This is a genomic window from Paenibacillus foliorum (assembly GCF_013141765.1).
GTDB classification, from domain to species: domain Bacteria; phylum Bacillota; class Bacilli; order Paenibacillales; family NBRC-103111; genus Paenibacillus_S; species Paenibacillus_S foliorum.
Genome location: NZ_WHOD01000059.1, coordinates 33,929 through 47,391 on the forward strand (window position 1 = coordinate 33,929; position 13,463 = coordinate 47,391).

Consider the following 13,463-nt stretch of genomic DNA (forward strand, 5'->3'; position numbering starts at 1 on the left):
TGCGCGGCAGAGCTTTTTTGACATTTCCATACAATCAAATATTTTACAATATTTCAATAATCATCCGAAGCAACCTTTCCCTTTTAAATTCGTTTTAGTATATGTAAATGCGTACGTAAAAGGAGGCTTCTGTTGCATGAACACTCATTATCGAATTCATCACTCCATGATTGCTTTAAGCTTTGTCTTACTGTTAAGTTTCGTCGTAAGCCTTACTTCTGCCGTTCCATCTGCCCACGCTTTTGGTCCGCGCAAGCCAGAACCGCCCAGCCTCCCTCCGGTTATCTCACTATTAGAGAGCACACCGTTATATCCAGAGCCTGACGAATCTCTTGAGCCATGGGCTACCCTTACACCTCAGGATGTCGAAACCGTAGAAGGCGAAAGCAATTGGTACCAGTATAGCGGGGAAAATCGTCAAGAGAAAAAGTGGATTAAAATTAAAACAACCTGGCTTGGAGACCTGTGGATCCATCTCGAATACGATAGAATTGGCACGATCAAGCCTATAGACACTTACATTGCGCTAATATGGCCAGCCTCCTTGTATAATCAACCGGTCCCATCCGCCTTGACTGACGTCATACTGGATCCACAAACGGTTCATGCCAACGCCGTATTCGAATCTCCCGTAGCTTACTTATCGCATTCGTACCGGATTGAGACCTCATGGCTTGGAGATCAGTGGCTTGTGCAGCCCAATCGTATCCTTCTTGATATGGAGATAATCAACCAGGAAATGGACCTTCCGACAGAAACCCTGTATATGGATGAATATGATACGGCGAACCGCATGCAGCGTCCTTCCGACGCTATATTTATTCCAGCCCAGAAAGTATTTGCTATGGAAAAAACAAACGCCGGTGTGTACCATGTACGAGCAGAGAATGGCAATACATTCTGGATACATCCTGCGTATGCCCAGCCTGTTGGCGCCAAAAGCATAAATGAAACAATAGAGCTTCATACCGATACGATGCAGTATCTTTTCCCCACAATGCCTTTTCCAAGCTTCGGGGCTATAAGCCCACAAAAGGTGAATGCATTCGAGCAGTGGGATGATCCGGAGAACCATCGTTGGTACCGCATCCACAGCTGGGGCGGCGATCTTTGGATCATGAATTAGTTTAATTTATAGACTCCAACCACACGTGAACTCGCCGGGGCACAAAACCGAGCCTACCGGCGATGATCACGCCCACAGTAAAACCCTTATTTTTCCGGTAATGGCTTCTCTGGCAACCATACAATACCGCTGTACGTGGATATGTGGTACCAATTCTCCCCTTGGGGCGAAGTCCACTTCTCGAAAGCCTGCGCTTCCTGATTGCCGAAGGTACCCTTCTCATGGGATATTTCCCCCGTCAGCGGAAAATAGTACGTCTTTGTCTCCGGCGTCAGCATCACGGTATCCTGCGATGCTTGGATGCCTTCGGGTCGTTCGAGCGGCGCACGTTGGAGGTTGAGCCACTTCCAGCCCTCTGGGGTCTGCACATGCACCCACCCATTGTCAGCTTCGTCCGCTACATAGTCTCCTGGTTGCAGCCAGTCCTGCAGCTCAAGGGGATTTTCCCATTTGGAATCAAAATACCGTGTGGCTGTTCGAATCTTCACCTTTTCATTCGGTAGGCTGAATTTCGACCATTCCTCGTTTTTCTCTGGATCCATCTGTACCCATTTGACGGTTCCGTCGTTTTGCTTGATTTTGAACCACTCAACAATAACCGTCTTCATGTTGAATATTGAGCCTGCTATTGGCTGGACAACACCAGGATTTGCTTTCACTCCTCTTCCCGTAGAAGAATAGGGGTAGTCGTAAAGCATTTCTTCTCCTGTTAACTTGATAAGCGCGTCTGTCGGCTGTTCCTTCACATCTTCCGCAATAAAGGGATCAAGAATCCATTTATCCCCCATCCAGCTCGTATGCACCCGGTACCAAGTGCCAGTACTCTCAACCATACCCCTTCCGGTACGTACCCATTTGTGCATATAACTAACAGAGGCTGTCACATGTACCTTCTGCGGCGCCAGCATCTGGCCTGTATCCTTAGGTTGATCTGCCTGATCATAGGACTTCATGCCGACAGGCTGCTCATAAAGCTTCATGTCATCCACAAGCGTGATCTCGCGATCCATTTCCTTATAATAACCGTAAACAATCCGACCGTCGTCTTCGATCCACTTGTTCCCAAGCGATGTTTTTACAAGGATATAGTCCTTCCCCTCGTAGCTCGCCCCGCTCCCATTACTCGTCGCGCATCCCTGCCATCCCTGCTCTCTCGGCTCGCACGCCACTTCCACATTCTGAGTACCTGTAATTGAACCTGCTATGGAATCTGGTTTGCTGTAATCATCCAGGATATTCGTTCCTTCCACAACGACGAGATTTGTAGTAATGAAGGTGTCTATCGCTTTTGCTTTGCCGCCTGCCCCGGTCAATCCACCCAGCAGCAGGAAAGCCGCGACCGCAAGCTTACTTGCTCTTCCTTTCATCTGCGAACAGTCCCTTCCTTTTTTTAGTTATTGACGCAAACGAGACCATTATGTTGCTGAAAGGATGACGAAGATTTTGTAAAGCATTCTGATCAGATATACGGCGACAGCCCTTTCTTGGGTCTTACGATTTTCCAAACCATTTTAATATTGGAGCAAACGGATGGCATCAATAGGAAGATATCTCCTTCTTAATAGAGTTTTTCATCAACCTCTTCAGTTGCAGCAGGCTGGTTATCGTTCTCATCCATACCGTCATGGGCAAACCATAGCTGTTTGTAGTCCACCCAGCCGAGAGAGCTAATGCTTACACCGCGCAGCTCCGGAGGAAAGGATGCCGACTGGCGCCAACGGTACCAGAGGATGACCATCTGGTCATCCAGCAGCTCCCGCTCCAGCTGGACCAGCCGCTGCAAGCGCGCGTCACGCGACGGCTCGTTCGGCAGCTCCGCCAGCCGACGGTCAAGCTCGAGCAACCGCTCCGGCGGCAAGCAGCTTCGCACGGGGCTGTGTCCGCTGCCCAGGATGGCCCGCATAGTCCACTCCGCGTCAGCGTCCACTGGCTGTTCAAGCAGCAGCAGGTCTGCTTGCGCCACCACATCCGGCTCGGCCAATGCCTCGTAAGCCACAAGCCGGATGGACAGCGCAATGCCATAGCTGCTTAGAGCCTGCTGCAGCCAAGCTGCGTCCCGCTCGTGACCTGCACCTGCATAGGTTACGAGCTTGAGAGAAGGCTGCGAAGCCATGATGCCGCCACTGTGACTGTTGAGCAGCGGATCGGCGCTATATCGTTCAGCAGATTCGGCTGCACCATCAGAGGGCACCTGCAAATCGCTGGTGCCCTTAGCAAGGGGTACAGAAGCAGAAGCAGGAGCGGATAGCTCTCGGATAAATCCGTTCGCCAACTCACCACGGTTGCCGCCTAGAATGCCTCCCGCATCACACTCGCGGATTACTTTGTTCACAATATTACGCAGCTCAGGCTGCTCCAGAACACCCTTTCTGGCTCGGTTAAGCAGCACATATTTACAGCCTCGGTCTGTGCTTACCGTAAGCTCCCATGGCTCAGGGTCCTGCATTGCGGCTCCATAATGATGAAAATTAATCCCGCCCCCCTCTTGTCCAATCTCGTTAGACCTGTTGAATTGCTGCTCATATACCTCAGGTAAATACCACATCTCTATCCGATCCACATTAGCAGCCCTTCTGAAATAGAACGGATTCGCTTCAAGCACCAGCAGTCTTTCGTCACGGTGAGAGAGTCTGAACGGACCTGTCCCTGTCGGGACGCGCGACCATCCGGCAGGCTGCTCCCGCGGTACTATGCTTGCAGCCGCGGCTCCCAGCAATGCTGGCAAATGCCATTGCCCTGAAGACAGCTTAATATCGATGGAATACTCATCAATCAGCTTCACCTGCTGTACCTCTCGATAGAGCAGCCGATAAGGCGACATTACGGAAGGGTCCCGAAGCCGCTCAAGAGAGTACAACACATCATAGACCGTACAAGGGGCTTCGTTATGAAAGCGTACATGCTTTTGCAAATAAAATCTCCAGCATTGTGCCTTTCGATCTGTTTCCCAATGGTGGGCAAGCCCCGGTAAGAAAAGATCACGTTCACTATCATACTCAACGAGGGTATTGAACAGCTGCCGGACGAAATGCAGTTCGGTTCTTCGCGTCGTCAATGCAGGGTCAAACAGACCGGGCTGCCGGTAGGATGGGAATCGCAATAGATGGTTATATGGGGCCGACTTACCGTTCGTGCGGAGATATCCAAATGATTGCCTGAGCGCCTGATGAAGCTGTTCCCTGCCCCTCTCAGACAACCATTCCGTGTTAAGCAGTTCAACGGTTTCTTGGATGCGGCCTTCGCCCAGCATCCCTACCGCCTGCTTCAACAGCAGCTCGTCAGGGTCAGCCAGCAGTGCCAAATGAGAGTGGTTGCCTCTGCCTCGACCTGGAGACCAAGCAATCCAGCCGTGCTGTCTCATTGCTTTAATTAGCAGCTTGGCATTGCGTTCTGTGCAATAAAGAGAAGCCGCAATACTCGGCACAGTGACTATTGTTGGCTCTTGCATGTCTCCACGAAACGGATTCCGCTTCAGGCTGCTGTACAGCCGCACATAGTGTTCCAGCAGTTGCATAATGGGAGCACCTCCATCCATTCCGGTATCTTTTCTTAAAAGGGGAAATCGTAATATCCTGAGATTACACTTTTTATTCCCCTTTTTCCAGCTACAATAAATAAACAAGAAAAGATCCGGAGAAGGGAAACCACCACTTATGATTGCATTATCCTCAGAAGGTTCGAACGGACGATCAGCTTCGCCTGCTCCTATGGACGGCAGCAGGCAGGTTCGAATCCTGGCATGGGTTACAGCCATCTGCTTGCTTGGAGATTCGATGTATTATATTGTCCTCCCCCTATATTGGAAGGATTTCGGGTTAGATGCACTCTGGCAGGTCGGATTCCTGCTGTCAATTAACCGTTTCGTACGGCTTCCTCTCAATCCGTTGGTTGGTTGGCTGTATAGCCGAATGAGTAAGCGCTTGGGCGTCATGCTGGCCGTAATGCTTGCCTGTTTAACGACAATCGGCTACGGCTGCTTGTCTGGTTTCACCGCCTTGCTCATTGCTAGGGCATTATGGGGTGCGGCATGGTCATTGCTTCGCATTGGCGGCTATTTGACCGTTCTGGAGACCTCATCAGACAGCAACCGCGGGCAATTGCTCGGCAGCTACAACGGCATCATCGCCTTCGGCAGCCTGATTGGCATGCTGGCTGGCGGCGTATTGGCCGACGTAATTGGCGTTCGCCCCATAGCGCTGCTGCTCGGCGCTATTATGCTCGTGGGTATACCATTCGCATGGAAGTATGTGCCTTCATCGCAGGGCGGTGAATCGAGCGTGGCTACCAAAGACAAGATTATTAATAGCGAAACGACTAATAACCCCAGCAGTAAAAAGAGCATAATTCAACGCTGGAGCTTAGCTATATCACATATACCGGCCACCTTCTGGTTGGTCTTGGCCTCCGGCACCGGAACAGCGATTGTGTTCTTCGGCGTCTATCTTGCTACGCTTAGCGCAGTCATTGAAGCCCATCTGCCGGGACCTGGTGGAACCATTACGCTGCTCGGCGCCACCTTGGGCGCCGCCTCAGTCGCCGGCATCGTGCAGGCTATCCGCTGGGCTTGGTCGCCGTACCTCTCGCCGCGGATCGGCGCGTGGTCCGACGGCCCGCGTGGGCGGCTGCCGCTGTACACCGCATCGCTCGCCATCGCTGCGGTTGCCCTCGCTCTGCTGCCGCTGAAGCTGCCGTTCGCGGCATGGCTCACGCTCTTGTTGGTCGCCCAGCTGACCAACACAGCGATCGTCACGCTCACCGATGCGCTGGCCGCCGATGCCGCCACTGGCTCCTCTCGCGTAGCCTACATGACGACCTATACTACGGTCGTCGATGTCGGCGCTGCGCTCGGCCCTCTGCTTGGCTTCGCACTGCTCGGCCAGCTAGGACTCGCAGGCTTATATCAGCTCTGCGCGGGACTGCTGTTCCTGCTTGCTGCTCTATGGGCAGCCGCAATAATTCGAGCACGAGTCCGTGCATGATTCTGCCCAGTAATTCGAGGGTTGGGTATGTGCGTGCAGTTTTTCCTGCTGATGGGGTCAGAATGTAAGGCTATACAAAGAAAAAACTGATCCCGAGGCGCCCTCTATGCTTAAGCATAAACGCTACCTATTGATCAGTTGGTTTACTTTCTTTAAGGAGAAGCCCGTTTGCTTCACCAGGTCCATAACATTTGCACCTGGGTTAGCCTGTATAAAAGCTCTGACGGTATGAGTATCCTCAATATAGCGCTTTAAGCAATTCGCACACATTGTATCTACAATTTGCATGTGCAGCTTCCCGCAGTCTCTACAATTAGAAATATTCATTCGGCCACCTGCCTATCGTTCGTGTCGACATGTATTGTCGCATCCTGTCATTCTTTACCAGACAGATTCGAACGGGCAGCCCATTATTCGGGGGTCCTCTTATATTATTTCATTAATTTGCTCATTGTTTTTAAAAGCTCGTCAATAACCTCTTTATCTCCTTGGGCCAAACGTTCTGTAACACAGCTTTTCATATGACCCTCCAAGAGCACTTTACCAACACCATTTAACGCTGATTGAATAGCTGCTATCTGGTTAAGAACATCGTCGCAGTACGTATCTCTTTCGATCATACCCTTCACACCGCGAATCTGTCCCTCAATCCGGTTAAGCCGTGAAACCAAATTATCTTTTACTTTAGCCGAATGATGACTGTGGCGCTCACCATCCGTACTACAGCAAGCTTCATCCGCTTCGCTCATTGTATCTTCCAAATGGTTATTTATAGGTTCATCAGATGCTTTGGCACTCATCGACTGTCACATCACTTTCCAAGGTTTGGAGCCGCTTCGCCCCTACAATTGTTATTTATTATACATGACTGAACAGCAGTTTCAACTGATCGTTATTCTTGTTTATTTAACCTCGACTACGATGCTGCCCACTAGCTTCCCATCAACAACGGCTTCCAGTTTCCACAACCCTTTGGTAGGTAATGAAAAGGTTGAAAAAGCCCGAGCAGCACGGCTCACACCACCAATATTGCGATTCGGCACTCCGATAGCCCCTTCATAGAGCAGATGACTTTTTCCCGATTTCCAGTTTATGCCATTTACTTGAAATGTTTTGCCGAACATAGATTGCGGATCCTTCCAAAAAAACCACGAATACCGTTCCTGCTGCTTTACATTAAATGGGGCGTCGACAATTGCCAGTTGCCCTTCCTCACCACGCAGCGTCATGGAGAAATAGGAAAAGGCGGGGCTTGCTTCCCAATAGCTGCCTCGAGTTTGCGACAGCTGGTGCTCGCTATACCACAGCCCGATTGATAGTAGAATCATAAGTCCGCCAAAAGCCGCCAATTTCTTAATCATCTTCCTCTTCCTCCACGATCACAAGTATTCTATTCTGAAGATGCGACTATAGATAACTTAACTATACCATGAACCCTTTCTGGCTGTCCTTGTGAAAATAAGGTACAAAGCAAGAAAAACCTAGCAGAAGATCTCCGCTAGGCCCTCTCCCCCAACCTTTCGAAATAAACGGTCTGGGAAGCACGCACTGCCTTTTTTATGAATTTTCGTTGTGCTATCCGATCCAAGCAGCAAGCTCGATCTTGCGGCCTTCTTTGGCGCTCTGCAGCGCTCCGTACACCATAGCCATGCTCTTGAGGTTATCCGTGCAATACGTTTCCGGCTTACGACCTTCTTCCAGAGCAGCGAACATCTCGTCAAGGCAGCCTGCATGTCCGCTTTGGCCATTCCAGGTCAACTCTGCCTCCGTGCGGCGGAAGCGATTCGCAAAAGCTTTTTCCTGCGAATTCTCCACTATCTCGGCAAATGGCGCCGTTGCTCCGTCCCATATGGCCGTTCCGTTACTGCCGTTAACTCGCCATTGGGCCTCCCACGAGGTCGGACTGCCTTCGGCGCACCAAGAGCCGCGGTAGCAAAACACACTTCCATCGGCATATTCAAAAATACAAATGGCTGCAGCATTCCCTTCATACCATGAACCTGCAGGATTAAACTCATGACAGTAGACGGACACCGGATCCTTACCCGTGATCAGACGCGCCTGATCAAACGTATGAATCGCCATGTCGAGCAGCAGCGGACTCTCCATCACATCGCGAAATCCTCCAAAATGCGGTCCAAGGAAAAAGTCCGCATTCACAAAACCAACCCTACCGATCCCGCCAGACACAACCAAATCGCGAAAGGCCCGAATCTGAGGAAGGTAGCGGCGATTCTGCATAATGGCATAGGTTCGCCCCAGCTTTTCAGCCAGTTTTACCAAGCGGCTTGCGTCCTCCATCGATGTAGCCATCGGCTTCTCCGCCAGCACATCGCAGCCCAGCTCCATCGCTGCTGTTGCAACTGCCGCATGGCTTTCCGGGATCGTCACATCAAACACTAAATTAGCGCCAGAGGTAACAATAGCCTCCCGCACATCCGTATAAATCCCGCAAGTAAGGCCATACCTTTCGGCAGCTGCCGCGGCATACTCCTCCTTGATATCGACCAGTGCAACAATCTCAGCATCCTCGCGTTTTAAAGCGTATTCAATCCATGCTTTGGACATGCCTCCGCAGCCGATCTGGGCAATTCGAAACTTCTTCATATTAGCAGCCTCCTAGACCTCGACCCGGGCATGACTTTAATCCCAAGCCACATTAGTTAGATTCCTATACAGTAATCATACCGAAAGCCATACATAATGTCTTTATTCCATCTTGTGTTTTTTCTTCTTGATTATGTCATTCTATATAAATAGAACTAAGGAACACACAAGTGGATGGACTCCCTACAACATTAGGGGAGGCATTGAGAGGCGGCATACCCCTGCATCGAATTATTGGGATTTATTGGTTGGATGGGGAGGGAGGCAGCAAGCCAGATACCCAGCCGCACCATTCCAGCTCTGCTTGTGAATTGCTTACCGCTCTTTGTAACAGAATATAATTCCCGAAGCCCGGCGATGTGAGACTTAGCTCACCGTCCAGTTTATTTTTCAATTCCGCAAGCATTTGTGAATATTTCTCCAGCTTGCTTTGGTATAGAGTTATACGATTCTGGATTAAGCTCTTCGCTGTGAACGGATCCGTAAGCGCCACGCAGTATGCTTTTAGAAGCAATTCATCGCGTTTGACCGGCTCAGAGGTCGTTCTGGGAATCCATTCGCGCAGCTCGGCCAGCCCTTGCTCTGTGATCGAATATATTTTTTTGTCCGGCTTTTCCTTTTGCGCTACAGGTACGAACCGGACAGAGCCCGACTGCTCTAATTTGGCCAGAAGCGGATAGATTTGACTATGCTTAGCCCTCCAAAGAGGCTGAATTTGCTGCATTAACTCGTAGCCTGTACGCGGACCTCCAGTTAACATGGCAAGCAATCCATAGGAAAGAGTGTTCATAGTGCCTCCAGTATGACTTTAGTTGACATATGATTTGAACCATAGTACTATTTTGTCGAACCTATTATATGTAAAAATGTACATATAAGCAACTCAAATAACATTCATGAAATTACATTATTATCAATTAGAGGTTGTTCAAAAAGCCCCTTTCGATCATGAAATTTTCCAGGGAGCTTACTCGACATCGAATCTTTGCACCTTCGAAGTCCGGCACTTATATAGCGCTGCTAAAAAGTTGACTTTTTGAACACTCACAATTAGGGAGACGGACATCATGCCTTATTTGCGATTCAAAGGCTTCACCAGTGATTTTCTCAAATCCATTGCCCCGCGAGTGGTCGACGAATTCGCCCAGCTCGTCCATATTGCCAAGGAAAAAGTTAAGATTGAGCTGCTTCTGACCGAGACTATTACCCAGGTTCCGCGAAGCGTCGAAATCCTGATGTTTCCACGCAAACAAGAGATTCACGATGCCGCAGCCGCTGCACTTAACCGAATTCTACTCGAATCCGGCTATGAACAGGTTCATATATTTTACATTCTGCTAAGCCCCTCGCTTTATTATAAGAATGGGGAACCAATAACAGCTGCACCTGTCTCTAGTTCTGTTGAAGGTGCCACTTAAACGCCAAAAAAACCTGCATGCCCATTGTTCATCTAACGAGATGGGGCAGGCAGGCTTTTTTATTTAATTCTGTGAGGGTATTACTTTTACTTGGCCTCTAAACGCTCAAGCCAGCTAACAAGCAAGCTTACCGTAATGGAGCGCTGTTTATCAGGTGCAATCAATGCGGGATTGTCACCCTTCTGCTTACCATAGCTGCCAAATCCGGCGTGATTGCCACCCGTGATCTCCGCATATTCCGTCTGCTCAGGCAAGAAGACCTTCCCGCGTTCAAATACCTGCCGGTTCAGAACATCGTCTTCAGAACCGACAAGAGACAGCACGGATAGCGGCGTAGATCGAAGGCTTCCCTTCTTATCCGCATAAGCCGCCAGTAAGAAAACTCCCTTCAACCGCCCTGAGTTGTCAGAAGCATAACGCGCCGCCATCGCACCGCCCAATGAGTGTCCACCTATGACATACGTTTGCTCAGGCAAAAGCTCAATCACCTTGTCCGCCCTCTTGATTCCAAGTACAGCTAAGTTCAATGGCATTCTGATAATCCATGTACGGTAGCCTTCTTTTGCAAGTGAGAGCGCTAAAGGTGCATAGCTCTCAGGCCGAACCAAGCCTCCGGGATAAAACAGCACATCAGGCTGCTTCCCGTTCCTAGGCTCAAACACTATCCATTCCTTGCTTTCCGTAACTGATACACCGCTGCCGCCCTTCATTGCTTCCAGCGCTTCAGCATCAGGAGAATAGGGCTGCATAAAAGCTCTAACTACTGCAAAAAGCCCCACAACTGCCAGCAGCAGCAATAAACGGATCAAATTCCGTCTTGTCCACAATGTGACTCCTCCTAAGCGTTTTTGCGTATGCAAAAACTAGCTTCTCAAGCATGAACTGAGTTTTTGCTTACGCAAAAGCCGGCTTCTCAAGCATTATATAAGTTTCGCATTCGCAAAACTCACTTCGTAAGCGTTGATTCCCCTTTATTCATTATTACAGTATACCTTTTTTAAACACCAAAAAAACCCTCTGCCCTGTCACCAAAGCAGCAAAGAGGATTAATTCGAAAGGGTAACGCGCCGAAAGCCTACAGCCAACATGGTTATAGTCCAAGCACCTTGTTAACGGACTCCATCACGCGTTCTTTTTGAAATGGCTTTACTACAAAATCCTTCGCTCCTGCAGTAATCGCATCAACAACCATTGCCTTTTGCCCCATCGCTGAGCACATAATGATTCGGGCTGACGGATCGGCCCTTCGAATTTCTTTAACTGCCCCTACTCCATCCAACTCAGGCATCGTAATATCCATTGTTACTATATCCGGCTTTGTCGTTAAATAAGTACTGACTGCTTCAAGACCATTCACAGCCTCAGCAACAATCTCATGCCCTTCTTCTATTAACATAGTGCGCAGCATCATCCTCATAAAGGCCGCGTCATCCACTATCATTATTCTAGCCATCGCCCTATCCCTCATTTCCAACTAACTTACATCTTTATTATGGCAAATGGGCATTAGATTAATTTTAGTTTACTTCGATGATCCTATTTAGTTTCCTGACAGTTTCCTAACAAAACAAACAAAGCCCTCGATCTGATCGCAAACTATTAGGTAACACTAGGAATATCTTCACATTGCCGACGAACAAGTTATTCATATCGATGATTCCATAGAAAAGGTAACGTCCGTTTATGGGGAACAAGAACCGAAGCAATGGACACTTAAGAAATAGATATTTGTTACATATGAGGAGCATGGGGAAACCGCATAATTTTATTGCCAACTCTTTGACTGGTTTAACGAGAAAATAACTGTATTCAAAAGACTCAACCTCAAAATCGGTGCTTGACCCCCTCACGATTATCAGCCTGCGCAAAACCCTGCAAACATGCAGTTATTTTCTACTGAAATTTGCTATTAAGAAGAAAAAGCTGCGAAAATACAGCAATTTTCATGTGAAATGGTCCGATTTCATCTAGGAATGAAAAGAGATGCACTTTTACATGAATTCACAAAGACTGCCGATAAAACTTCAAAAAGGCTGTATAGATGCAGGTTTTGGGAGTAGGCAATGGCTTCGAATAATGTCTTGTATGCTGCCATTGCCATTCGTAAAGTCTTGTCAAGCGATGTGCTTCGGTATGGAGTCGAAATCGAATGACTTCGTCAAGCGCTGATTTTGGTATTGAGCCATTATAAATAGCCATTTTTTCTAAACTCTAGTTAATTGGATATAGAGCTACTACCACTTAATGTAAGATTTTTTCTTCAAAGTTTTGGCACTAATTTTGATGCATTATGTAGAGTGAATCTAAGCTTTTTGTTCCGGACAAACTGACACGAAGTCGATTTGTCCGGCTGCGCATGATCGAAGGGAGACGTTTAGACTGAATACTCATTTCCCTCAAGGTTTCTTTGTACCCTAAAAGCTGCTAATCTGGAATAGTCGTGCGTATCGCAATCGTTCGTCATGGACAAGCTGACAAAACGGACTGCGGCAGCGCTGCATAAATACTGACTAGAGTATGCCATTCTACTTCCCTCTATGCGAATCGCGTAATAACAAGGTGAGCAGAAACAGACTCTTTTCCTCCAGCAATAGGAGTGATGGTCAGTGCGGTGGTTTCGCTAGCCGGATTTCGTACAGTGAGTATTGAATTGATAACTAATGTTTGCACAAGAGCCATCCCCACTATCTGAGAAGCACCGGTTGCTCGACCGACTACCGTATAGGCTAATTCAATAGTTCCTGCTCCTGAATTAAGAGTTAAAACTAGTTGGCCAGCTTCTAACACACTCACCTGAAACAAGACCTGATAAAAGCCAATTGCAGACAAGTTAAATGTATCAGCACTAGTACGGAAGATCCCACCACCACTAGAGGGTCCATTTTGTGGAAAATCTACATCTCCACCGGCTGCAACTGTTGCACCATTATCAGGAGGCATCAAAGCATAAAAATCCGCAAAGTCTAATATTCCTGATGTTCCTGATGTTCCTGTTGCTCCCGTTGCTCCGGTTACTCCTGTCGCTCCTGCTACTCCTGTTGCTCCTGCTACTCCTGTTGCTCCCGTCGCTCCGATTGCTCCTGTTGCTCCCGTCGCTCCGGTTGCTCCTGTTGGTCCTGTCGCTCCTGCTACTCCTGTTGCTCCCGTTGCTCCGGTTACTCCTGTCGCTCCTGCTACTCCTGTTGCTCCCGTTGCTCCTGCTACTCCTGTTGCTCCCGTTGCTCCGGTTACTCCTGTCGCTCCTGCTACTCCTGTTTCTCCCGTTGCTCCTGCTACTCCTGTTGCTCCTGTTGCTCCCGTTGCTCCGGTTACTCCTGTCGCTCCTGCTACTCC

General features: G+C 48.8%; 11 protein-coding genes and 1 pseudogene. 3 read left to right on the forward strand and 9 right to left on the reverse strand.

What is annotated here, in order from left to right; translation table 11 throughout:
- Positions 1-136 precede the first annotated feature (136 nt).
- The gene (locus GC093_RS15680; protein ID WP_171652835.1) at positions 137-1,126 is read left to right on the forward strand and encodes a hypothetical protein; all 990 of its coding nucleotides are present in this window, start codon (positions 137-139) and stop codon (positions 1,124-1,126) included.
- A gap of 86 nt (positions 1,127-1,212) precedes the next feature.
- Here the strand turns inward: GC093_RS15680 and GC093_RS15685 are convergent, their stop codons facing one another.
- Both GC093_RS15685 and GC093_RS15690 read right to left on the reverse strand, forming a co-directional pair.
- A complete protein-coding gene (locus tag GC093_RS15685; RefSeq protein ID WP_171652836.1) occupies positions 1,213-2,493 on the reverse strand; it encodes a hypothetical protein in 1,281 nt (426 codons plus the stop codon).
- A gap of 191 nt (positions 2,494-2,684) precedes the next feature.
- Complete coding sequence (locus GC093_RS15690) at positions 2,685-4,640, reverse strand: ABC transporter substrate-binding protein (RefSeq protein ID WP_171652837.1); 1,956 nt, start codon at positions 4,638-4,640, stop codon at positions 2,685-2,687.
- A gap of 193 nt (positions 4,641-4,833) precedes the next feature.
- Between GC093_RS15690 and GC093_RS15695 the strand changes: the two genes are divergently transcribed.
- Entirely contained in the window at positions 4,834-6,105 is a 1,272-nt protein-coding gene (locus tag GC093_RS15695; RefSeq protein WP_281365250.1) for an MFS transporter, read from the forward strand.
- Between the two features lie 431 nt (positions 6,106-6,536).
- Here the strand turns inward: GC093_RS15695 and GC093_RS15705 are convergent, their stop codons facing one another.
- The 4 genes from GC093_RS15705 to GC093_RS15720 all read right to left on the reverse strand — a co-directional run bounded on the left by GC093_RS15705 (position 6,537) and on the right by GC093_RS15720 (position 9,502).
- The gene (locus GC093_RS15705) at positions 6,537-6,854 is read right to left on the reverse strand and encodes a metal-sensitive transcriptional regulator (protein WP_171652849.1); all 318 of its coding nucleotides are present in this window, start codon (positions 6,852-6,854) and stop codon (positions 6,537-6,539) included.
- A gap of 153 nt (positions 6,855-7,007) precedes the next feature.
- On the reverse strand, positions 7,008-7,466 hold the full coding sequence (locus GC093_RS15710) for a DUF4871 domain-containing protein (RefSeq protein ID WP_171652840.1): 459 nt from the start codon (positions 7,464-7,466) through the stop codon (positions 7,008-7,010).
- Positions 7,467-7,680: 214 nt separating this feature from the next.
- Complete coding sequence (locus GC093_RS15715; RefSeq protein WP_171652841.1) at positions 7,681-8,712, reverse strand: Gfo/Idh/MocA family protein; 1,032 nt, start codon at positions 8,710-8,712, stop codon at positions 7,681-7,683.
- A 241-nt stretch (positions 8,713-8,953) separates the two neighbouring features.
- Positions 8,954-9,502 (reverse strand): PadR family transcriptional regulator, encoded by a 549-nt coding sequence (locus tag GC093_RS15720; protein WP_171652842.1) that lies wholly within the window; start codon positions 9,500-9,502, stop codon positions 8,954-8,956.
- 277 nt (positions 9,503-9,779) lie between these two features.
- Between GC093_RS15720 and GC093_RS15725 the strand changes: the two genes are divergently transcribed.
- The gene (locus GC093_RS15725; protein ID WP_171652843.1) at positions 9,780-10,130 is read left to right on the forward strand and encodes a DUF1904 family protein; all 351 of its coding nucleotides are present in this window, start codon (positions 9,780-9,782) and stop codon (positions 10,128-10,130) included.
- Between the two features lie 86 nt (positions 10,131-10,216).
- Here GC093_RS15725 and GC093_RS15730 read toward each other — a convergent pair whose 3' ends face one another.
- The 3 genes and pseudogenes from GC093_RS15730 to GC093_RS35985 form a co-directional block, all read right to left on the reverse strand.
- Positions 10,217-10,957 carry an alpha/beta fold hydrolase gene (locus tag GC093_RS15730; RefSeq protein ID WP_246314494.1) on the reverse strand — a complete coding sequence of 247 codons (741 nt, stop codon included), beginning with the start codon at positions 10,955-10,957 and terminating at the stop codon, positions 10,217-10,219.
- Positions 10,958-11,220: 263 nt separating this feature from the next.
- A complete protein-coding gene (locus tag GC093_RS15735) occupies positions 11,221-11,583 on the reverse strand; it encodes a response regulator (RefSeq protein WP_171652844.1) in 363 nt (120 codons plus the stop codon).
- A 1,082-nt stretch (positions 11,584-12,665) separates the two neighbouring features.
- A pseudogene (locus tag GC093_RS35985) lies at positions 12,666-13,463 on the reverse strand (collagen-like protein); the annotation flags it as partial.

Bases quoted from the DNA above. Each gene is read 5' to 3' on its own strand.
- GC093_RS15715 (WP_171652841.1), bottom strand. From the start codon at position 8,712: ATGAAGAAGTTTCGAATTGCCCAGATCGGCTGCGGAGGCATGTCCAAA.
- GC093_RS15735 (WP_171652844.1), bottom strand. From the start codon at position 11,583: ATGGCTAGAATAATGATAGTGGATGACGCGGCCTTTATGAGGATGATG.
- GC093_RS15695 (WP_281365250.1), top strand. From the start codon at position 4,834: ATGGACGGCAGCAGGCAGGTTCGAATCCTGGCATGGGTTACAGCCATC.
- GC093_RS15685 (WP_171652836.1), bottom strand. From the start codon at position 2,493: ATGAAAGGAAGAGCAAGTAAGCTTGCGGTCGCGGCTTTCCTGCTGCTG.
- GC093_RS15690 (WP_171652837.1), bottom strand. From the start codon at position 4,640: ATGCAACTGCTGGAACACTATGTGCGGCTGTACAGCAGCCTGAAGCGG.
- GC093_RS15720 (WP_171652842.1), bottom strand. From the start codon at position 9,502: ATGAACACTCTTTCCTATGGATTGCTTGCCATGTTAACTGGAGGTCCG.
- GC093_RS15680 (WP_171652835.1), top strand. From the start codon at position 137: ATGAACACTCATTATCGAATTCATCACTCCATGATTGCTTTAAGCTTT.
- GC093_RS15725 (WP_171652843.1), top strand. From the start codon at position 9,780: ATGCCTTATTTGCGATTCAAAGGCTTCACCAGTGATTTTCTCAAATCC.
- GC093_RS15705 (WP_171652849.1), bottom strand. From the start codon at position 6,854: ATGAGCGAAGCGGATGAAGCTTGCTGTAGTACGGATGGTGAGCGCCAC.
- GC093_RS15710 (WP_171652840.1), bottom strand. From the start codon at position 7,466: ATGATTAAGAAATTGGCGGCTTTTGGCGGACTTATGATTCTACTATCA.